Genomic DNA, 19,768 nt, shown 5'->3' on the forward strand with positions numbered 1-19,768 from the left:
ACGACGCGACCCGAACAGGAGCTGCCATGACCATCGCCATCACCGGAGCCACCGGCAAGATCGGCGGCGCCGTCGCCCGCGCACTCGCCTCGGACGGCGTCCCCTTCCGGATGATCGTCCGCGATGCCGCGCGCGCCCCGGAGCTGCCGGGGACGGAGGTCGCCGTGGCGACGTTCGACGACGTCGACGCGAGCCGTGCCGCCCTCGAGGGGGTCGACCTGCTGCTCATGGTCTCGGCGGCGGAGGCCGAGGACCGCCTCGCCCAGCACCGTGCGTTCGTCGGCGCTGCGGCGACGGCCGGGGTCCGTCACGTCGTGTACACGTCGTTCTCGGGCGCCGCAGCGGACGCGACGTTCACCCTCGGGCGTGACCACTGGGCGACCGAACAGGCGATCCGGGCCACCTCGATGGCGCACACGTTCCTGCGGGACTCGTTCTACCTGGACTTCGTCGAGGACCTCGTCGGCGAGGACGGCGTGATCCGCGGCCCGGCCGGCGACGGTGCGATGGCCGCGGTCGCGCGGGCGGACGTCGCACGTGTCGCGACCGAGGTGCTGCGCAACCCGTCGGCGCACCTCGACCGGACCTACGAGCTGACCGGCCCGGTCGCGATCACGCTCGAACAGGCCGCGACGACGGTCTCCGAGGTCCGCGGCCGGACGGTCACGTACCACCCGGAGACGGTGGAGGAGGCGTACGCCTCACGGGCGCGCTGGAACCCGGAACCCTGGCAGGCGGACGCCTGGGTGAGCACCTACACGGCGATCGCCGAGGGCGCGCTCGCGCGGGTCTCCGGTGACGTCGAGCGGGTCACGGGGCGCCGTCCGCTCTCGTTGGGCGAGGTGCTGGAGGGCTGACGCCCGGCCTGGAGGCACGGGGTGCTCCCGTCCTTCAGTGAGCGTCCGACAGGTGGTCAGGACACACGCCGGGCGGCGAAGGTCCCCACGACACCGAGGGTGAGCACCGCGACGAGCACGACGAGCAGTGGTGCCGTCCAGTTCCCGGTTGCCCCGTGCAGGGACCCGGCGACGATGGGGCCCGCGGAGCCGATCAGGTAGCCGCCGCCCTGCACGAACGCGGACATCCGACGGGCATCGGCGTCGCTCGACACGATCCGGACGATCACGATGAAGATGACCGTGATGCCGCCACCCTGGGCAGCGCCGCCGAGCACCGACCAGAGCAACCAGAGCTGCGGCGCGAACAGGAGACCGAGGGGCATCGCGAGCCAGAGGAACGCGACGAGGGAGATGATCGCGCGCGGCCGCCACTTCGATGCGAGCACCGGGACGCCGAGCGCTCCGACGACGGCGAGGATCTGGAAGACCGACGAGCTGGCGCCGGACGATGCCTTCGAGAAGCCGATCTCGTCGTGCAGGAGCGTCGGGATCCAGGCGGTGAGGGCGTAGTACGAGAACGCCTGGCCGCCGAACGCCAGGGTCAGGCCCCAGGTGATCAGGCGCCGGGCGGGACGGACCGGTTCGGCAGCCGCCTGAGCGGCACGGACGGTCCGGATCGCGCCGGTGTCGAGCACCTGGTCGATCGGCCCGGTGACCGGGAGTGGCTCGGTGTTCGCCGTCGATGGACGCAACCAGGCGGCGCGGGCTCCGACGGCGTACGTCCACGCGAAGCCGGCGATGACCGCGAGCACGGCCCAGACAGCGATCGCGAGCGGCCATCCCCACGCCGCGGCGAGCGGCGCGGTGCCGAGCGAGGTGATCATCGAACCGACGTTGAGCGCCGACGTGTACACACCGGTGACGAGGCCGACGCGCTCCGGGGAGGTGTCCCGGCGGATCACCACCGGGATCACCACGTTGCCGATGGTGATGCCGATGCCGATGATCGCGGTTCCGACGAGCAGCGCCGCGGCGGAGGGCATCGACCGGACCACGGTGCCGGCCAGCACGATGACGAGCGACAGGGACACCGCACGCTCGGGGTCGGCCTTGGCGATCACCCAGCTGGCGAACGGCGTCGCGAGCGCGAAGCACAGCACCGGGATCGTCGTCAACAGGCCCGCGATCGTGGCGGTGAGGCCGAGGTCGAGCCGGATGTCCCCGATCACCGGAGCCGTCGCGACGATCGGGCCGCGGAAGTTCAGCGCGATCAGGACGATCGCGGCCGGCAGCACCCAGGCGGCTCCGCGCAAGCCCGTGCGGGCGGCGGCGTTCACCGTGGGACGACCGTGCCGGGCAGCAGGATCGGGAGCAGGTCGAGCGGGGTCGCCGCCGACGCGATCGTGCCCTCGGCCTCGGCGGGAGAGCCGTAGCCCCACTCGGCGAAGACCACCGGGACGCCGTGGACCGTCGCGCCCTCGACGTCGTGCAGCCGGTCGCCGACGAGCACCGGTCGGCTCGTGTCGAACCCGCGGGCGTCGAGTCGCTTGAGCGCTTCCTCGACCACGTCGGCCTTGCTCGACCGGACCTCGTCGTCGCTCGCGCCCGTGATGATGTCGATGTCACCGGTGAGGCCGTAGTGCTCGAGGATGTACGTCGCCGGGGTCTCGGGCTTGCTCGTCGCGGTGGAGATCGGCAGCCCGGCCTCGTGCAGGGTGCGGAGCACGACGTCGATGCCGGGGAACATGGCGGAGTCGAGGGCCCCGTGCGAGAAGTAGTGCTCGCGGTACACGGCGAGGGTGTGCTCGGCCTGCTCCTGGTCCATGCCCATCGCGGTCGTGAAGGTGTCCATGATCGGGGGACCGACGAACGACATCAGCGTCGCGTGGTCCGGCACCGGGACGCCGACCTTCCGGAACGTGTACGTGAGGCTCTCGAGGATGCCCGGCGCGGAGTCGCTGATGGTGCCGTCGAGGTCGAAGAGGATGGCGCTGAACGGGCTGGTCATGTCCTGCCCACCCTACCGGCGCGCGCCGGGACCGACGCGGCGGGGCCGACCCGTGCCTCCAGGCCCGGACCAGGTTCCGCAGCGCTCGCTCAGAACAGGCGGGTGTGGCCGCCCTCGATGCCGCGCATCGCGTCGTAGTCGAGCACGAGAACGCGGATGCCGCGGTCCTCGGCGAGCGTGCGCGCCTGCGGTGCCACGGTCTGCGCCGCCAGCACGCCCTGGACCGGACGGAGCAGTGGGTCGCGGTTCATCAACTCGAGGTATCGCGTCAGCTGCTCGACCGCGTCGATGTTGGCGTTGCGCTTCATCTCGACCGCGACGCTCGCGCCGGCGTCGTCCCGCGCCAGGATGTCGACCGGTCCGATGGCGGTCATGTACTCGCGGCGGACCAGCGTGTGACCGTCCCCGAGGAGCTCGATCTGCTCGGCGAGGAGCTGCTGCAGGTGCGCCTCGACCCCGTCCTTCACGAGCCCTGGGTCGACGCCGAGGTCGTGGGTCTCGTCGGTCACGATCTCGTACAGGGAGACGATGAGCTTGTCCTGCGTCTTCTTCTGCGTGACCGTCCACACCTGCGTGATGCCGGCGCTGGACTGCTCGTCGTCCGGTTCGCTGATCTCGATCGAGCACGGCGGGCTCATCCAGTTGAGCGGCTTGTAGCTGCCGCCGTCGGAGTGCACGAGCAGGGAACCGTCGGCCTTCAGCATGAGGAGACGGGTCGCGAGCGGCAGGTGGGCTGAGAGCCGCCCCGCGTAGTCGACGGAGCAGCGGGCGATGACGAGGCGCACGCCCGGAAGCCTAACGGGCGGCGACGCCTCGTTCGCGCGCCGCTCCCGATGCCAACCCCGCCGCGATGATGAAGACGAAGACGACCAGCAGCGCGCCGAGCAGGCCGATGTGCTCGCCGAGGAACCCGATGAGCGGCGGTCCGGCCAGGAACGCCACGTAGCCGATCGTCGCGACGGCGCTGACCCGAGCGGCGGCGGTCCGGGGGTCGTCGGCGGCGGCGGACATGCCCATCGGGAAGCCCAGGCTCGCGCCGAGGCCCCAGAGCACGACGCCGACGACGGCGAGCGGGACGTCGTCGATGAAGATGAGCATGCCGAGGCCGACCACCGCGACGGCGGCGCTGATCCGCAGCACGGGCACGCGACCGAACCGGTCGATCAGGGGGCTACCGGCGACACGGCCGACGGTCATCGCGGCGAGGAAGACCGTGAGCACGGCGGACCCGGCGGCGTTGTCGAGGCCGTGGCCGTCGATCATCGCGAGCGGGAGCCAGTCGTTCGCGGAGCCCTCGGCCAACGCCATGCCGAGCACGATCACGCCGATGAAGATCGTGGAGGGCTGTGCCCAGACCTGCCAGCGGGTGAGCGGCGTCGCGACCGGGCTGGTGTCGGTGCCGACCGGCTCCTCGAAGCGGTGCTCGTCCTGGAACTTCGCGACGGCGACGAGCATCGCGGCACTCGTGACGACGACCAGGACGATGAAGTGCCACGCGACCGGGACGTCGAGCCGTTCGGCCAGGGCTCCGAGGCCCGCGCCGGCGAGCGTGCCGAGGCTGAAGGCGGCGTGGAAGAGCGGCATGATCGTGCGCCCGCCGGCCTTCTCGGCAGCGGCACCGGACACGTTCATCGACACGTCGCAGAGTCCGTTGCCGAAGCCGAACGCGATGAGGGCGATCCAGATGGCGGCGAAGCCCCACCCGAGGGTGACCGCGACCCCGGCGAACACCATGCCCGCCGTCAGGCACACCGCGGCGATCTGGACGCCTCGACGTGCGCCGAGCTTCGCGACGATGTGTCCGGCGAAGGTCAGGCCCCCGATCGAGCCGACGGCCATGCCGAGCACGAGCAGGCCCATCTCGAACGTGCTCGCACCGAGGGAGTCGCGCACGCTGGGGATCCGGCCGAGCCACGTCGCGATGTCGAGGCCGGACAGGGTGAACACGACGAACACCGCGGTGATCCAGGCCCGGGTGGTCGGGGTCGTGCGGGTGGACGTCGTCGTCATCGGAGATCCTTGCTGGGGCGCGTGTTGCGGTCGGATCGAATCGATTCGACCGCTGGTTCCGGCTACGCTAACGGGCGATGGACGAACCGGCAACAGGACTCGGCGAGTCGCGCTCTGCCCGACGGGCGCGTCCCACGCTGGCAGCGGTCGCGCGTGCCGCCGGGGTCGCACCGTCGACGGCGTCGCTCGCGTTCAGCGGCCTCGGCCCGGTGTCGGAGGACGCGAAGGCCCGTGTGCTCGCGGCCGCCGCCGACCTCGGCTACGGCGGTCCCGACCCACGTGCGCGCTCCCTGCGCCGCGGCCGCTCCGGCGTCATCGGGGTCGTGATGGACGAGCGCCTGAGCGACGCCTTCCGTGACCCGGTGAACGTCCTGACGCTCGACGGCATCGCCGAGGTCGCGGGTGCCGCCGGTGCGTCCCTGCTGCTCGTCCGGAGCCCGCTCGACGACGAACAGGGCGCCGGACCCATCGTCGACGCACCGATGGACGCCGTGGTGCTCGTCGGCTGCAACGTGCGCATCGACCCCGCGGTCGCGGTCCTCCGCCGACGCCAGATCCCCGTCGTCGCGATCGAGGCGGACGAGATCGAGGGTGCCGTGCCGATCCACCTCGACAACCGCGAGGCCTCCCGACGTGCCGCCGCCTACCTCCGCGACCTCGGGCACACCGACGTGACGATCGTGGCGCTCCCGCTCGACGCCGCCCGGCGTCGGGGTCCCGTCGACGAGGCGCGCGAGGCCGAGGGCGTCGCCCACACCACCCTCGAACGGCTGCGCGGCGTTCGCGGTGTCTACCCCGACGCCGTCGCCGTCGAGACCGCCGGCAGCTCGGTGGAGGAGGGGCGCATCGCCGGCGAGGCCCTGTTCGCTCCCGGATCGACCGCGCCCACGGCCGTCGTGGCGCAGAGCGACCTGCTCGCCGTCGGGGTGATCTCGGCTGCCCTCGACGCCGGACTCCGGGTGCCGGAGGACGTCAGCGTCGTCGGGTTCGACGGCATCACGGTCGACGACAGCCTGCTGCACCGCACCCCGATCCGGCAGCTCACGACCCTGGTGCAGCCGTTCGAGCAGAAGGGCCGCGCTGCCGCGCGTGCCGCGCTGGCGATGCTCGAGGGGGACGAACCCGTGCCGGCGGCGTTCCGGTCCGAGTTGCGGATCGGCGACACCACGGGGCCGGTGCCGGACCAGCCACCCTCCGGACGCGGCTCCGGGCGAGCCTGACGCGGGTACCGTGCCCGGCCGAGCCGACGGGGCGGGCCGTCCCCGCGCCTCCCGGCCCGCTTGTCGAGACGGGCGCAGCGGACCGGGTCGTCTCGAGTACGAGTACCGCTGGCCGCGATGAGCAGGACGGCGGAGTCGCGCCCGGAGCGGCGCTGGTCAGGCCACCGGCGCGGTGATCCCGGTCAGCCGCTCCGAGACGTCCCACAGCCGGGCCGCGAGCTCCCGGTCCCCAGCGCGTCGTGACCGACCGATGACCTGCGCCCCACCGCGCATGTGCATGAGGTGCTGCGGCCCCACGAACGTGTCGCCGGGGAGGTCCTCCGTCGCCGCGTAGAGCGTGGGGAGCGCGCCCTGGTCGGCGTCCTGACCCAGCCGGGGGAGCAGGTGGTCCCAGATGCCGGGTCGTGCGCCGTCCGGCAGGTCGTAGATCGACGTGGTGACGAGCCCGGGGTGTGCGGCGAGGACCCGGACCGCCGAACCCGCGGTGGAGAGCCGGCGCTGGAGCTCGGCGACGAACAGCAGGTTCGCGAGCTTGGAGTCGTTGTAGGCGCGCGACGACCGGTAGGGGCGCCGTTCCCAGTTCGGGTCGTCGAGGTCGAGCCGAGCGGCACGTTCGGCTTGGGACGCGACGACGACCACCCGGTCGCGCACCCGTGGGAGCAGCAGCGTCGTCAGTGCGAAGTGCCCGAGGTGGTTGGTGCCGAAGTCGAGTTCGAAGCCGTCGGCGGTCCGAGTCAGCGAGCGCGCGGAGACGCCGGCGTTCGCGACCAGGACGTCGATCGGTCCGGTCCACTGCTCGGCGAACGACCGCACGGAGACGAGGTCGGCGAGGTCGAGCGGCCGCACCTCGACGGAGCCCGTGAGCGTGCTCGCCACCGCCCGGCCCTTGGTCGTGTCACGGACGGCGAGGACCACGTGCGCCCCGGCCCGAGCGAACGCAGCGGCCGTTGCCCGCCCGATACCGCTCGACGCGCCGGTGATGACGATGGTGCGGTCGGTCAGGTCCGGCAGGGCGGACGCGTCGTAATCGGTCATGTCGCCAAATGTAGGCGCTGTCAACATAGTTGTCAACGACCACATCGCGCTATGGTCGGACCGTGGACACGAGCTACCACCACGGTGACCTGCGCGAGACCCTGCTCGCCGAGGGCCGTCGGCTGCTCGTCGAACAGGGCGTCGAGGCGGTCACGCTGCGTGAACTCGCCCGCCGCGCCGGCGTGAGCCACGCCGCCCCTAGCCGGCACTTCCGCGATCGCGACGCGCTGCTCGAAGCCATCGCTGCGCGGGGCTTCGAGAGCCTCACCGCCGCCCTGCGGGACGCCGACCGGCTCGACGGCCAGGAGGCACGACTCACGTCCTACGCGCACGCCCACATCGCGTTCGCGCGCGACCAGGGCCCCCTCATGTCGCTCATGTTCGGGACGCACGCCACGCCGGACGGGCCGCTCGACGCGGCAGCGGCCCGGTTCTTCGCGCTCGGCGCAGAACTCCTCGGCCAGCGGGCGGACGGCGACCCGGGCGCCCTCCCCTTCCTGGTCGCCGGGATGTTCGAGGGCATCGCCGGCCTGGTCATCGCCGGTCGGCTCGCACCGGAACGGGTGGACGCCGTGGTCGCCGACGCAGTCGCGATGCTGCTGCCCCGGCTCGGGCCGCCTGGTCGGCGCAGGTGAGCATCTGCTCCGACACCGGATGGTGAATCGAAGTCGTCAGGCGACCTTGTTCGCTGCCGCCGAGGGCAACAGCCAGCACGTCGCCGACCATGCCGGTCCTCACGGGCGCAGGGCCTTGCGGTACCAACGATCCGAGTAGGGGTCGTCGTTGAACGCGGTGATGCGCTCGAACCCGTTCCGTTCGTACATCGCGCAAGCCTCCGTCAGTTCGGCGCGGGTGTCCAGGCGGAGCGTCGTGACGGCTCGTGCACGGCAGGATCGCTCGACGGCGCGGAGCAGCTCCGTGCCGACGCCTCGACCGCGGTGCAGTGGCGACGTGAACACCTTGGTGAGCTCGGCCACGTCGCCGAGGAAACGCACGCCGGCGCAGCCGACCGGGTGGCCGTCTTCGAACGCCACGAACAGCGCGCCGGTGTCCCCCTGGAGGTCGTCGAAGGGTTCGTCGAGGAGCGCCTGGTCGACCTCGTCGTCCGTCACGGGCCGCCCGTACCACCGCGAGGCCACGTCGGCCAGGTAGTCGCGGACGATCCGAGCCGCGGTGGTGGCATCGGGGGAGATCGTCTCGATGGAGCGCACGGTACGGAGCGTACGGGCGACCGTGGTCAGTTCGACGCCACGACGAGCGCGACGGTGAACAGGACGAACGCGACCGCAGCAGCGCTCGACCGGAGGACGTCGATCCGCTCCCACCGCCGCACGACGTCCTTCCAGTCCGCGGGAGGGTTCGCCGGGTCCCAGTCGTTCACGCCGATGTTGATCGGCACGGTCCCGAGGAACGACGCGAGGACGAACACCACCAACGCGGTCATCGCGGCGATGCGCCACCCGAGGCCGTCGCCCGCGCCGGCCGTCACGAGGACGGCGACGGACGCGAGCACTGCCGGCACCATCACGATCGGCACCACGACCTTGAGGGACCGCACCAACGCGATGCGCGTGCGCACGTGGGCGTCGTCGGGCAGGGCGGCGATCGCCGGTTGCACGCCCCAGCGGACGATGAACTCCTCGCCGGCGAGCACGCCGACGAGGACGAGTTGGACCACCAGGAGGACGTTCACGAGGCCACCTTCGTCCGAGCCACTCACACCGCGCTGACGCGACGCTGACGCAGACCGGCCCCGACCTCCGAGGTCACCGGGCCAGCGCGTGCTCGATCCAGCCGCGGCGGTGCGCCCGCACCCCGAGCGTCACCGCCCGGACACCGATGTACCCGAGCGCGAACACGGCCCACAGCCCCGCGAGGGTCCCACCCGCCCACCAGAGCAGCGGCAGGTACACGACGAGGTTCACACCACCCGCGATCGCGAGGTACCGTGCGTCCCCGGCGCCGATCAGCACGCCGTCGAGCACGAAGACGTACCCGGCGATCGGCATCCCGACGGCGATGAGCACGAGCACTGCGGGCAGAGCGTCCCGCACGGCGGACGAGTCCGAGAACACCGGCGCGAGTACCCCGCTGACGGCGAGGGTGAGCACACCGAGCACCGCACCACCGGCGATCCCGAGCAGGACGAGCCGCCGGGTGACCAACCGCACACGCGAGGGGTCCCGCGCGCCGAGTCCGTGCCCGACGAGCGCCTGTCCGGCGATCGCGAGCGCATCGAGCGCGAACGCCAGGGTCGAGAACACCGTCAGACCCACCTGTGTGGTCGCGAGACCGGTCGTCCCGAGCCCCGCCGCGGCGCCGACCGTCGCGAGCATCGCCACGCGCAGTGACGCGGTCCGGAGGAACAGCCAGGCCCCGGACCGGAGCGCCCGTGCGACACCCGAGGCGCCTGGGCGGAGCGGAGCCCCCGATGCCCGCGCTGCGCGAACAGCGATCCGGACGTAGACGACCGCCATCGCCCACTGCACGATGACGGTGCCGGCCGCCGACCCCTCGACGCCCCAGCCGGCGCCGTAGATGAGGAGGGCGTTGAGCAGCCCGTTCGTGACGAATCCGACGGTCGCGACGACGAGCGGTGTCCTCGTGTCCTGCAGCCCGCGCAGCAGCCCGGTCGACGCGGTCACGACCAGGATCCCGGGGAGTCCGACGAGCGAGACCGTCAGGTACGCGGTCGCGGCCGCCGAGACGTCGGGCGACGCACCGAACAGGTCGACCAGCGGTCCGGCGAGCGGCCACCCGACGAGCGCGAGGACGACCCCCAGCCCGAGCGCCAGCCACATCCCGTCGATGCCGGCGTGCACGGCTCCGCGTCGGTCCCCGCCCCCGAGCGCCCGCGCGACGGCCGGGGTCGTCGAGTACGCCAGGAACACGAGCAGTCCGGTCACGGTCTGCAGCACGGCGCCCGCGAGCCCGACGGCAGCGAGCGGCGTCGCACCGAGGTGTCCGACGAGAGCGGTGTCGGTCAGCAGGAACAACGGCTCGACGACGAGTGCGCCGAGCGCCGGTACAGCCAGGCGGACGATGTCGCGGTCGACGGCGCGCCGCTCGGTGGTCGCTGCGGGTCGCGTCGGTCCGGGCACCGACCCATTCTGGCCGTGCTGCGGACCGTGCGCGGCACGCGATGTGGGACCGACCACCCCGCTGGCCGCGGGGGCGGGGCGGAGCCGACCCGCGCCTCCAGGCCGGGATACGCTCCGGACGTGGACATCGCCGCACTGGTTCCGGGAGCGATCGGCATCGCGCTCAGTCCCCTGCCGGTGGCGTCGGTCGTGTTCCTGCTCGGGCACCGGCGCGGCTACGGCTCGGCCGTCGCGTGTGCCGCGGGTTGGATGGCGGCGGTGGCGGTCGCCCTCGTCGTCGCGGTGTCCGTGGGCGAGCAGCTCCCGGCGCCGACGGACGACGGCCCACCGGTGCAGGCGCTGGTCGCGCTCGTCGCCTCGGTGGTGCTCCTCGCGCTCGCCGCGTGGCAGTGGGTGCGCCGCCGTCTGCCGGACGGCTCGCCGGCGAGCACGCGGTGGGCCGATGCGATGGAGGCACTCGGTCCAGGGCGCGCCTTCGGACTCGGGGCGCTCTTGTTCGTCAGCCCGAAGTCGGTCGTCCTGGCGTTCGCGGCCGGCGTGACGCTCGGCGATGCGGACCCGCAGGCCGCCCTGACGGTCGTCGTCGGAGCGGTGTTCGTGCTCGCGTCCGGCGTCGTCGTGCTGCTGCCGGTCGTTCTCGCCGTCGCGCTCGGACCGCGGGCCGAGCGGCCGCTCGAGGCCATGCGCTCGTGGATCGCGCGGTGGGGTGTGCACGCCCTCGTCGTGGTCCTGGTCGTCCTCGGGGTCGTGCAACTCGTCATCGGGCTGACCGGGCTGCGCTGAGCGCGGGCCTGGAGGCGCGACCCACCTCGACACGTCGGGTGCCGGGACGAGACGGCCGGGTCAGTCGTGGCGTGGATCCGCCGGGATGCCGCCGGTCGCCGCGTGCGCGGCGTCGGACGCCGTCGGCGTCGGCTCGTCGGTGCCGCGCGCCCGGCCGACGAGGTCCATCAGGTGGTAGACCACGATCGCCGCGACGGTGCCGAGGATGATGCCCCCGAAGCTCGCCGCACCGAACGAGAACGTGAAGTCCGCGATCCCGATGATGAGCGCGATGCCCGCGGTGAGCTGGTTCTTCGGCTTCGAGAAGTCGACCCGGTTCTCGACCCAGATCCGGATGCCGATGACGCCGATGAGGCCGTAGAGCGCGGTGGTCGCGCCGCCGAGGACCCCTGGCGGGACGGAGGAGATGACCGCGCCGATCTTCGGGGAGAGCCCGAGCAGCACGGCGACGATCGCCGCCACCCAGTACGCCGCCGTGGAGAACACCCGGGTGGCCGCCATCACGCCGATGTTCTCGCCGTAGGTGGTGGTCGCCGAACCGCCGCCGAGGCCGGCGAGCACGGTGGAGACGCCGTCCGCGAAGAGCGCCCGGCCGGTGAGCGGGGTGAGGTCGCGCCCGGTGAGCTGCCCGACGCCCTTCACGTGGCCGACGTTCTCGGCGACGAGCGCGAGGACGACCGGTACGAACGCCAGGTAGATCGCGAGCTGTGACGGGTCGAACGCGGGGGCCGTGAACTCCGGCAGCCCGATCCACGCTGCCTTGTCGACGGCGGTGAACGAGACCTCGCCGCCGATGAGGGCCGCGACGTACCCGACCACCACGCCGATCACGATGGACAGCCGCCCGACGAGGCCCTTGAAGAGGACCGTCACGAGGATGATCGCACCGAGGGTGATGAGGGCGACGACCGGCGCCTTCGTGAAGTTGTCGCGCGCAGCCGGCGCGAGGTTGAACCCGATGAGCGCAACGATCGCCCCGGACACCACGGGCGGCATGAGCCGATCGATCCACCCGGCGCCGGCCAGGTGCACGACGGCACCGACGATGGCGAGTAGAGCGCCGACCACGATGATCCCGGAGAGCGCGAGCGGGATGCCGCCGATCTTCGTCGCGGCGGCGATCGGCGCGATGAAGGCGAACGACGAGCCGAGGTAGCTCGGCAGGCGGTTGCCGGTGATGAGCAGGAACAGGATCGTCCCGATGCCGCTGAAGAGCAGCGTCGTCGACGGCGGGAACCCGGTCAGCAGTGGGACGAGGAACGTCGCCCCGAACATCGCGACCACGTGCTGCACGCCCAGGCCGATCGTCCGGCCCCACGTGAGGCGCTCGTCCGGCGCGACGATCGTCGTCGCGGAGACGGTCGCGCCGTCCCCGTGCAGCTTCCACGGAAGTCCCATGCGACGACCGTACCGGCAGGTCTCCACCGGTGACGGCACCACGGGTGCGCACGACTGAACACCATGTATAAGGTGTGTGAAGTACCAGCAAAGGAGTCCCATGTCGCAGCCCCGCCTCGTGGCCGTCGGCCGTCGAGCGATGGCGACCGTCGCCGTCGCAGCGGTCGCGCTCTCGCCCGTGATCGTGGCCACCACGGCCGATGCGGCGCCCGATCGGCCGGCAGCAGCCTCGGACCGGACGCCGACGTCCGACTTCACCGTCGGCGTGCGTTCGATCGACCACGGGCTGGGGATCGTCACGCTCGCCGGGACCGGGCCGGTCGGCGGCAGCATCGGCATCGCGGGCGACGTCGTCGCGCCCGAGTGGACCGACGCCGGCCCTGACGGCACGTGGTCGGCGTCGGTGCGGGTCCGGTCCGGGGAACGGGTCATCCGCGTGACCTCGCAGGTCACGGATCAGTCGATCGACGTCCCGGTGGACGTGCTCTACCTCCAGCCGCCCGGGATGCTGGCCACGGTCGACGGCATCGGTCGGAAGATCGAACTCGACGGGACCGGCTACCCGGATGCGCACTTCGTCATCAAGGACAACGGGACGACCGTCGGCGAGACCGACGCGGATCACGACGGTGCCTGGTCGTTCACCCTGCGCGGGCTCGCGTTCGGTGAGCACCACATCGAGGCCTGGCAGTACTTCGACGGCACGCACAACGGCGGGGCGGACGACGTCTACACGATCTCGGGCGCCGCGGTGGTCCAGGAGACGACCGCCTCGCGTGAGACCGAACGGGTGTCGCTCGCGGGCCGGGCGCCCGCCGGTGCGACGCTCCGGTTCTCCGATGCCGACGGCCCGGTGCTCGACGCCGACGGGAAGCCGCTGACGGTCCGGGCCTCGGCAGACACGACCTGGTCGGCGGAACTGCCCATCCCCGAGGCCGCGCGCTTCTACTCGGTCACCGTGACCACCTTCGACGGTGCGACCGAACTCGGCACGACGGAGGCTCGAGTCACCGTGCCGATGGCGCTCACCGGCACGGCGGAAGAGCTCGCCGACGGCTCCGTGCGGCTCGCCGGCAGGGGCGAGGTCGGCGGCGTGGTCGCCCTCGAGACCGAGAGCGGCACTCCGGTCGAGAGCGCCGACGGGCAGCCGCTCGCCACCACGATCGGGCGCAGCTGGGAACTCGTCGTCCCGCGTGCGGTGCTCCCGGACGACGTCGTGGTCGCACGGCAGCGTGTCAACGGAGTCGAGCAGGGCGCTCTCCGCCTGATCCTGCCGAAGCTCCCCGTCCGACCGGCACCGAAGCCGGACCCGGGCGCGGGTCCCGGGGTGTCCACGGGCAACCACCCAGCCGCGCAGCAGGCCGCCGCGGGCCCGATCACCGTCGGGTCGGCGAAGCATCTCGCGTACACGGGTGACGACCCCACCATGCCGCTCAGCATCGCCGGCGCGTTGCTGGCGCTGGGGCTCGGCGGGCTCGCCGGCGCTCGACTCCTGCGCCGGCGTGGCGTCCATCGCGGCTGACACCGCTCTGACAGGGCGGCGGTGGCTATCGTGGACCGCATGACCGACGTCGCAAGCACCTCCGGGATCCACAACGCTTCTGGGATCAGCATCGACGAGCTGGACGCAACTGTCCGCCCGCAGGACGACCTGTACCGCCACGTGAACGGCTCGTGGGTCGACGCGACGCCGATCCCCGACGACAAGGCGCGGTACGGCTCGTTCACGGTGCTGGCCGAGGCCGCCGAGATCGCCGTGCGGGACATCATCGAGCGGTCGCAGCAGGCGGCACCGGGGACCGAGGAGCGCAAGGTCGGCGACCTCTTCACGTCCTTCACCGACGAGGACCGGTTGGAGGCCCTCGGCACCGCGCCCATAGAGCCGCTCCTCGCCGAGATCGCAGCGATCGATTCGACCGAGGACGTGATCCGGATCGTCGGGCGCTTCGAACGGCTCGGTCTGCCGAGCTTCCTGCAGCTCTTCGTCGACAACGACCCGGGCGACCCGGAGTCGTACGTCGTGTTCCTCGAGCAGTCCGGCCTCGGGCTGCCCGACGAGTCCTACTACCGCGAAGAGCGTTTCGCCGACATCCGCACGAAGTACCGCGAGTTCGTGGCGGCGATGTTCCCCCTCGCGGGCTTCGAGGACGCCGGCGACCGCACCGAGCACGTCATAGCGCTCGAGACCGCGCTGGCGTCGAAGCACTGGGACAACGTCACCACGCGTGACAGCCAGAAGACGTACAACAAGCTGCCGTGGGCCGAGGTCGCGGCGCTCGCCGAGGGCATCGACCTGCAGCTGTGGTGGGAGGCCATCGACGCCCCCGCCGGTGCCTTCTCGACCGTCGTCGTCCGCGAGCCCTCGTTCGTGACGGGCCTGGCGGAGCTGCTCCGCACCGAGCCGCTGGACGTCTGGAAGGACTGGCTCCGCTGGCAGGTGATCCGCGCCTCCGCGGCGTACCTGACCAGTGCGTTCTCGGCGACCAACTTCTCCTTCTACGGCACGGCGCTGACCGGTGCGCCGAAGCAGTGCGAGCGCTGGAAGCGCGGTGTCTCCCTCGTCGAGGGCGCGATGGGCGAGGCCGTCGGGCGCATCTACGTGCAGGAGCACTTCGACGAGACGTCGAAGGCGACGATGGACGTCCTCGTCGCGAACCTCGTCGAGGCGTACCGCCAGAGCATCACGGCGCTCGAGTGGATGACCGACGAGACCCGTGCGCGGGCGCTCGACAAGCTCGACAAGTTCACGCCGAAGATCGGCTACCCGGTGCAGTGGCGCGACTACTCGGCGCTCCCGGTGTCGGCCGACGACCTCATCGGCAACGTCCGCGCCGTGGCGTCGTTCCAGGTCGACCGCGAACTCGGGAAGATCGGCAAGCCGATCGACCGCGACGAGTGGTTCATGACGCCGCAGACGATCAACGCGTACTACAACCCCGGCTTCAACGAGATCGTCTTCCCCGCGGCGATCCTGCAGTTCCCGTTCTTCGACGCCGGACGTGACGCCGCCGCGAACTACGGTGCGATCGGGGCCGTCATCGGTCACGAGATCGGCCACGGCTTCGACGACCAGGGCTCGCAGTACGACGGTGACGGCCGACTGCAGGACTGGTGGACCGAGGCCGACCGCACCGCGTTCGAGGAGCGCACGAAGGCCCTCATCGCGCAGTACGACGCGCTCGTCCCGACCGAGGTCCCGGACGGTCACGTCAACGGGGCCCTGACGATCGGCGAGAACATCGGTGACCTGGGCGGCCTGTCGATCGCGTGGAAGGCGTACCTGCTCTCCCTCGACGGCCAGGAGCCGCCGGTGGTGGACGGGCTGACCGGCGCCGAGCGGTTCTTCCTCAGCTGGGCCCAGGCCTGGCGGATGGCGATCCGTCCGGAGGAGGCAGCTCGGCTCCTGAGCATCGACCCGCACTCGCCGAACGAGTTCCGCTGCAACCAGGTCGTCCGCAACATCGACGTCTGGTACGACACCTTCGGCGTGACCGAGCGGGACGCGATGTACCTCGACCCGGCCGAGCGCGTCTCGATCTGGTGATGGCCGAGCCGGACGCGGCTCCGTCGTCGGAGCCGGGAGCGGCTCGACGGTCGCGTCGACGACAGGACGTCGGCGGTGCCGACGGCCGTGCGCGCGGTCGGCACCGCGGCGGCGCCGACGAGCGCTTCGCGGCCACCCTGGAGGCACTGGGCGCGATCGCGCGCGACGGTGCCTCGGTCAGCGCGTCGGTCATCGACACCTCGACCGGGAAGTCCCTGCTGGCGGTGGACGACACGCTCGTCCACCCGGTGGCGAGCCTCGGTCGTGTGCTGCTGCTGGTCGAGGTCGCGGCGCGACTCGAGGACGGTGGGCTGCACGGCGACCGGCTGCAGCGGATGGCGCGCGACACCGCGACGGGTGCCGGACTGTGGCAGTTCCTGCAGGAGCCGACGATGCAGGTGCCCGACCTCGCGACCCTGGTCGGTGCGAACGCCGACGCGTGGGCGATGAACGCGCTGCTGTCGACGGTCGGGATCGACGCCGTCCGCGAGCGTGCGGAGTCGCTCGGGATCGAGCGCACGGCCCTCATCGACCGGGTGCGGGACCGCCGCGGGCCAGACGACGCCCCGGACGCGTCGGTCGCGCCGACGGGGGAGCTCGCCTGGCTGATGCGGGGGCTGGCCCTCGGCGAGGTCGTCGACGAAGCGGTGTCGAACCGGGTGCTCGGGTGGCTGTCGCTCGCGAGCGACCTCAGTCTCGTCGCCGGCTCGTTCGGGCTCGACCCGCTCGCGCACCGGGCGCTCGACCACGGGCTCCAGGTGGTGTCCGTGACGGGATCGAGCACGGGTGTCCGGGCCGAGGCCGGGATCCTCCGCGGTCCCGGATCGTCCGTGAGCTACGCCGTGACCGTCACGTTCGACGACGCCTCGCTGCAGCGGCGGCTCGCGGTGGTCGAGGCGATGCGGACCCTGGGCACTGAGGTGCTCGAGGTCGTGCACGAGCCAGCCGTGTAGCGCGACTGTCCCGTGGCGGTCAGCGCTGGAGTCGCGTACCGATGAGGGAGCCGACCCAGGTGTCGAAGCGCGACCGGAGCAGTCGACCGTCGATCTCCGGCCGCCCGATGCCGGCGTAGTTCGGCGCCCAGGTCTCCAGGTAGGCGTCCGCCCGCGCCGCGGCGATGACGTCCCAGGCGCGTACGTCGCGCACACGCTGACCCGTCGCGCCCTCGTAGACGGCGAGGAACCGGTCGGCCGCCGCGGTCGACCCGAGGAGGACGAGGTCCTGCCGGCACCAGGCGATGTCCACGCCGCGCGGAGCGGACATCGCGCCCGACCAGTCGACGATCCCCGTCAGCCGCTCGCCCTCCCACAGGGCGTTGCCGCTCCAGAAGTCGCCGTGCGTGAGGACCCGGTCGAGGTCGACCTCGCGCCAGGCCTCGTGCGCGCTCGTGGCGAGGCGTCCGGCACGGCGCGTGGGCTGTCGGGACTCGTCGGGCAGGTCGACCGGGTCGAGTCGGTGGATCTCCGCCAGCGCGCGGCCCATCTGCTCGCCGATCACCACGGGGTCGAGACCAGGCGCCGGTGGACCACCGGGTACCGCGTCGGTCACGATCACCGGGTGACCCTGTGCCTCGCCGTGCGCCAGGAGCCGTGGGACGAGCGTGCCGAGGGGGCCGAGCCGTCGCAGGACCTCGCGTTCCCGCACGACCGCGTCGTCGCCGCGGGGGAACATCCGGACCACCACCCGGGCGTCGCTGTCGACGGCCATGAGGGTGCGGGCGTGCTGGCCGCCGGTGAGTTCGCGGTCGAGGGTCAGCGGCCGGCCGAGCAGGTCCGCCGCCCCGGCGACGATGACCGGTGAGGTGAGCTGGTCCACGGCGACGAGCGTACTGTCGCGGCCTTCGACGAGGGGACGAGGGCGTTCCCGGTGGCCGAGCCGGACGGCGTGTCCAGAGTCCTCACCGGAGGAGGACGAACGACCGCAGCGGCTGCGGTTCCACGTCGTGCACCTCGACGAGCCCCCGCGACTCGTAGAACGCCCGCTGACCCGGCTCGGCATCGGTGAGGAGCACGGTCTGGCGGACGTGGGCGTACCGCTCGAGGACGGCATCGAGCAGTCGCCCGCCGACCCCTGCTCCCTGGTGCGCCGGCAGTACGAGGACGTCCTGCACGTACGCGATCGTCACGCCGTCGGACAGTGTCCGGACGAGACCGACCAGAGCGCCGGTGTGATCACGGGCCGTCAGCACGAGGTGCGAGCCGGCGACCGCGGCGACGAGCGCATCCGGGTCCCGCGTGTACGCCGTCCACCCGACACCGTCGTACAGCCCGAGGAGCTCGTCGCGTCCCGGTCGTTCCTCCGTGATCGTCACCATGCGGTCATGGTCGCAGACGTCAGTCGGCAGCCTGGCCCTCCGGGACGAGCGCCTGCACGTTCAGCACGGTGACGGCGGCGGACCGGCACGCGGTGTACTCGGTCGCGGCGACGAACAGGGACTGCTTCGACCCGGGCGGGTACACGCGGAGGCCGTCGGGCGAGATCGGGTCGCACTGCCCGGACGGGTAGTTCTCGGCGTTGGTGATCTTGAGCGGCGCCACCGCCTTCTGCCCCGCCGTGAGCGTCACGATCGGGTGTGCGGAGGCACGGTCCTCGGACGCGGCGTTCCCCAGCTGGGTGCCGTTGGTCTCGCCGACGAACGAGACGCCGGGCCACCCCTGCAGCGTGCAGGTCGCGGAACCGGTGTTCTGCAGGACGAGATGGACGTAGGTGCTGCCTGCAGCACCTCCGCTGCCGGCCTCGATGCTGCCCGTCAGTGCGGACGCAGCGCACACCCCGGTTCCGCCGGTCGCACCACCGGCGGGCGTCGAGGCGGATGCCGCCGAGGTCGACGTGGAGGCCGACGGAGCGGACGACGACGGTGCCGCCGTGACGGTCTTCGTGGCCGTCGCGGACGGCGTCGCGGTGCCACCCGACGAACACCCGGCGAGGACGCCGACCGCGACGAGGCCGACGGCGAGGAGGAGCGGAGGACGAACGCGACGTTGCATGTCCCAACGCAATCACCGTGCCGGGGTACACGTCTCGGGTGGCGTCCAGCCGTCACGAGCACACTCCGGAGCACGCGCGCCAGCGCACGAGCAACCCAGCGCACGAGCAACGGAGGTCGACATGGCAGGCAAGCACGAACAGGCACGGGGCGAAGAGGGCCGTTCGGACGGCGTCGAGCCGCGCGCGGGGTCCTTCACGGACAGCGAGATCCCCGGCGAGAGCCCGGTCGCGTCGAACGAGCCGGCCGGCGAGTTCGTCTCGAGTGACATCCCCGGCGAGACCCGTCCCGAGGGCGGCGACGGCGAGGGCGAGTACGTGGAGTCGGACATCCCCGGCGAGGCCGAGCCCACTCCGGACGGCGAGGTCGGCCACTACACCGACGCCGAGACCGGCTCCAACCCTTCCTGATGCAGGGCGGTCCGCCGACTAGTCGACGAGCCCCGCCGCGACCAGTCGGCGGAGCGTCTCGACGCCCGCCGGCGGGCACCGGTCCGCATCCGCTGAGGTGACCCACTCGACCTCGTCCACCTCCGCCGAGGCGACGGGCGTGGCGGAGTCGAGCGAGCCTCCAGGCCGGACGAGGAACAGCGCCATGGCGACCATCGTCCCCGGAGCCTGCCCGTGCGCGGGCTCCGTGACGGTGCCGAAGGCATCGACGTCGTCGGCGGTGAGTCGCAGCCCGGTCTCCTCGAACGCCTCGCGGATGACGGCCTCGACGTCGGTCTCGTGCGGCTCGGCCTTGCCGCCCGGCAGGTAGAGCACGTCGCGCGCTCGCGCGCGCACCATGAGCACGCGTCGGTCACGCACCAGCAGCAGCGCACTGACGCGCAGGGTCACCGGGT

Annotated in this window: 21 protein-coding genes; 8 read left to right on the top strand and 13 right to left on the bottom strand. The window is 72.2% G+C overall.

The genetic code is table 11. The features are described 5' to 3' along the window. Positions 1–26 precede the first annotated feature (26 nt). Positions 27–857, top strand: a complete 831-nt coding sequence (locus FS532_RS11470; protein ID WP_144754110.1) for an SDR family oxidoreductase — start codon at positions 27–29, stop codon at positions 855–857. Between the two features lie 56 nt (positions 858–913). On the opposite strand, the gene FS532_RS11475 is transcribed toward FS532_RS11470, so the two are convergent. The 4 genes from FS532_RS11475 to FS532_RS11490 all read right to left on the bottom strand — a co-directional run bounded on the left by FS532_RS11475 (position 914) and on the right by FS532_RS11490 (position 4,857). Next, positions 914–2,176, bottom strand: coding sequence for an MFS transporter (locus FS532_RS11475; protein ID WP_144754112.1), 1,263 nt, complete (start codon positions 2,174–2,176; stop codon positions 914–916). Then, entirely contained in the window at positions 2,173–2,847 is a 675-nt protein-coding gene (locus FS532_RS11480; protein ID WP_144754115.1) for an HAD hydrolase-like protein, read from the bottom strand. The genes FS532_RS11475 and FS532_RS11480 overlap by 4 nt, the downstream gene beginning before the upstream one ends. A gap of 89 nt (positions 2,848–2,936) precedes the next feature. Then, a complete protein-coding gene (gene nucS, locus FS532_RS11485) occupies positions 2,937–3,632 on the bottom strand; it encodes an endonuclease NucS (protein ID WP_144754118.1) in 696 nt (231 codons plus the stop codon). 10 nt (positions 3,633–3,642) lie between these two features. Further along, positions 3,643–4,857: an MFS transporter gene (locus tag FS532_RS11490; protein WP_144754121.1), complete on the bottom strand. Its 1,215-nt coding sequence runs from the start codon at positions 4,855–4,857 to the stop codon at positions 3,643–3,645. A gap of 77 nt (positions 4,858–4,934) precedes the next feature. Between FS532_RS11490 and FS532_RS11495 the strand changes: the two genes are divergently transcribed. After that, positions 4,935–6,077, top strand: coding sequence for a substrate-binding domain-containing protein (locus FS532_RS11495; RefSeq protein WP_144754124.1), 1,143 nt, complete (start codon positions 4,935–4,937; stop codon positions 6,075–6,077). A gap of 156 nt (positions 6,078–6,233) precedes the next feature. Here the strand turns inward: FS532_RS11495 and FS532_RS11500 are convergent, their stop codons facing one another. Continuing rightward, complete coding sequence (locus tag FS532_RS11500; protein ID WP_144754127.1) at positions 6,234–7,112, bottom strand: oxidoreductase; 879 nt, start codon at positions 7,110–7,112, stop codon at positions 6,234–6,236. 62 nt (positions 7,113–7,174) lie between these two features. On the opposite strand from FS532_RS11500, the gene FS532_RS11505 reads away from it, so the two are divergent. Then, on the top strand, positions 7,175–7,747 hold the full coding sequence (locus FS532_RS11505; protein WP_186321997.1) for a TetR/AcrR family transcriptional regulator: 573 nt from the start codon (positions 7,175–7,177) through the stop codon (positions 7,745–7,747). Between the two features lie 99 nt (positions 7,748–7,846). Here the strand turns inward: FS532_RS11505 and FS532_RS11510 are convergent, their stop codons facing one another. The 3 genes from FS532_RS11510 to FS532_RS11520 form a co-directional block, all read right to left on the bottom strand. Beyond that, on the bottom strand, positions 7,847–8,323 hold the full coding sequence (locus FS532_RS11510) for a GNAT family N-acetyltransferase (RefSeq protein ID WP_186321998.1): 477 nt from the start codon (positions 8,321–8,323) through the stop codon (positions 7,847–7,849). Positions 8,324–8,349: 26 nt separating this feature from the next. Continuing rightward, positions 8,350–8,805: a DUF1772 domain-containing protein gene (locus FS532_RS11515; protein ID WP_144754136.1), complete on the bottom strand. Its 456-nt coding sequence runs from the start codon at positions 8,803–8,805 to the stop codon at positions 8,350–8,352. Positions 8,806–8,878: 73 nt separating this feature from the next. Further along, positions 8,879–10,213: an MATE family efflux transporter gene (locus tag FS532_RS11520; RefSeq protein WP_144754139.1), complete on the bottom strand. Its 1,335-nt coding sequence runs from the start codon at positions 10,211–10,213 to the stop codon at positions 8,879–8,881. 120 nt (positions 10,214–10,333) lie between these two features. On the opposite strand from FS532_RS11520, the gene FS532_RS11525 reads away from it, so the two are divergent. Continuing rightward, positions 10,334–10,996, top strand: coding sequence for a GAP family protein (locus tag FS532_RS11525; protein WP_186321999.1), 663 nt, complete (start codon positions 10,334–10,336; stop codon positions 10,994–10,996). Positions 10,997–11,056: 60 nt separating this feature from the next. Here FS532_RS11525 and FS532_RS11530 read toward each other — a convergent pair whose 3' ends face one another. After that, a complete protein-coding gene (locus tag FS532_RS11530; RefSeq protein WP_144754145.1) occupies positions 11,057–12,394 on the bottom strand; it encodes a uracil-xanthine permease family protein in 1,338 nt (445 codons plus the stop codon). Positions 12,395–12,494: 100 nt separating this feature from the next. On the opposite strand from FS532_RS11530, the gene FS532_RS11540 reads away from it, so the two are divergent. Genes FS532_RS11540 through FS532_RS11550 form a run of 3 tightly spaced genes read left to right on the top strand, consistent with a single transcriptional unit; the run spans position 12,495 to position 16,891 of the window. Next, positions 12,495–13,916, top strand: a complete 1,422-nt coding sequence (locus FS532_RS11540) for a hypothetical protein (protein ID WP_186322000.1) — start codon at positions 12,495–12,497, stop codon at positions 13,914–13,916. A 39-nt stretch (positions 13,917–13,955) separates the two neighbouring features. Further along, entirely contained in the window at positions 13,956–15,938 is a 1,983-nt protein-coding gene (locus FS532_RS11545) for a M13 family metallopeptidase (protein WP_144754154.1), read from the top strand. Then, positions 15,938–16,891: a serine hydrolase gene (locus tag FS532_RS11550; protein ID WP_260852652.1), complete on the top strand. Its 954-nt coding sequence runs from the start codon at positions 15,938–15,940 to the stop codon at positions 16,889–16,891. Before FS532_RS11545 ends, FS532_RS11550 begins: the two co-directional genes overlap by 1 nt. Positions 16,892–16,910: 19 nt before the next feature. Here the strand turns inward: FS532_RS11550 and FS532_RS11555 are convergent, their stop codons facing one another. The 3 genes from FS532_RS11555 to FS532_RS11565 all read right to left on the bottom strand — a co-directional run bounded on the left by FS532_RS11555 (position 16,911) and on the right by FS532_RS11565 (position 18,925). Beyond that, the gene (locus FS532_RS11555; RefSeq protein WP_260852653.1) at positions 16,911–17,753 is read right to left on the bottom strand and encodes a phosphotransferase family protein; all 843 of its coding nucleotides are present in this window, start codon (positions 17,751–17,753) and stop codon (positions 16,911–16,913) included. A gap of 82 nt (positions 17,754–17,835) precedes the next feature. Beyond that, on the bottom strand, positions 17,836–18,252 hold the full coding sequence (locus FS532_RS11560) for a GNAT family N-acetyltransferase (protein WP_144754157.1): 417 nt from the start codon (positions 18,250–18,252) through the stop codon (positions 17,836–17,838). Positions 18,253–18,271: 19 nt separating this feature from the next. Then, positions 18,272–18,925, bottom strand: coding sequence for a DUF4232 domain-containing protein (locus FS532_RS11565; protein ID WP_144754159.1), 654 nt, complete (start codon positions 18,923–18,925; stop codon positions 18,272–18,274). A 121-nt stretch (positions 18,926–19,046) separates the two neighbouring features. Between FS532_RS11565 and FS532_RS11570 the strand changes: the two genes are divergently transcribed. Continuing rightward, positions 19,047–19,334 carry a hypothetical protein gene (locus FS532_RS11570; protein ID WP_144754162.1) on the top strand — a complete coding sequence of 96 codons (288 nt, stop codon included), beginning with the start codon at positions 19,047–19,049 and terminating at the stop codon, positions 19,332–19,334. An 18-nt stretch (positions 19,335–19,352) separates the two neighbouring features. Here the strand turns inward: FS532_RS11570 and FS532_RS11575 are convergent, their stop codons facing one another. Then, complete coding sequence (locus tag FS532_RS11575) at positions 19,353–19,763, bottom strand: NUDIX hydrolase (RefSeq protein WP_260852654.1); 411 nt, start codon at positions 19,761–19,763, stop codon at positions 19,353–19,355. Positions 19,764–19,768 lie beyond the last annotated feature (5 nt).

Source organism: Curtobacterium pusillum, assembly GCF_007673235.1.
Lineage (GTDB): Bacteria > Actinomycetota > Actinomycetes > Actinomycetales > Microbacteriaceae > Curtobacterium > Curtobacterium pusillum_C.

Excerpts from the sequence above, each read along its gene's own strand:
- FS532_RS11570 (WP_144754162.1), top strand. The coding sequence starts at position 19,047 with ATGGCAGGCAAGCACGAACAGGCACGGGGCGAAGAGGGCCGTTCGGAC.
- FS532_RS11530 (WP_144754145.1), bottom strand. The coding sequence starts at position 12,394 with ATGGGACTTCCGTGGAAGCTGCACGGGGACGGCGCGACCGTCTCCGCG.
- FS532_RS11495 (WP_144754124.1), top strand. The coding sequence starts at position 4,935 with ATGGACGAACCGGCAACAGGACTCGGCGAGTCGCGCTCTGCCCGACGG.
- FS532_RS11545 (WP_144754154.1), top strand. The coding sequence starts at position 13,956 with ATGACCGACGTCGCAAGCACCTCCGGGATCCACAACGCTTCTGGGATC.
- FS532_RS11540 (WP_186322000.1), top strand. The coding sequence starts at position 12,495 with ATGTCGCAGCCCCGCCTCGTGGCCGTCGGCCGTCGAGCGATGGCGACC.
- FS532_RS11565 (WP_144754159.1), bottom strand. The coding sequence starts at position 18,925 with ATGCAACGTCGCGTTCGTCCTCCGCTCCTCCTCGCCGTCGGCCTCGTC.
- FS532_RS11550 (WP_260852652.1), top strand. The coding sequence starts at position 15,938 with ATGGCCGAGCCGGACGCGGCTCCGTCGTCGGAGCCGGGAGCGGCTCGA.
- FS532_RS11480 (WP_144754115.1), bottom strand. The coding sequence starts at position 2,847 with ATGACCAGCCCGTTCAGCGCCATCCTCTTCGACCTCGACGGCACCATC.
- FS532_RS11560 (WP_144754157.1), bottom strand. The coding sequence starts at position 18,252 with ATGGTGACGATCACGGAGGAACGACCGGGACGCGACGAGCTCCTCGGG.
- FS532_RS11470 (WP_144754110.1), top strand. The coding sequence starts at position 27 with ATGACCATCGCCATCACCGGAGCCACCGGCAAGATCGGCGGCGCCGTC.
- FS532_RS11500 (WP_144754127.1), bottom strand. The coding sequence starts at position 7,112 with ATGACCGATTACGACGCGTCCGCCCTGCCGGACCTGACCGACCGCACC.
- FS532_RS11490 (WP_144754121.1), bottom strand. The coding sequence starts at position 4,857 with ATGACGACGACGTCCACCCGCACGACCCCGACCACCCGGGCCTGGATC.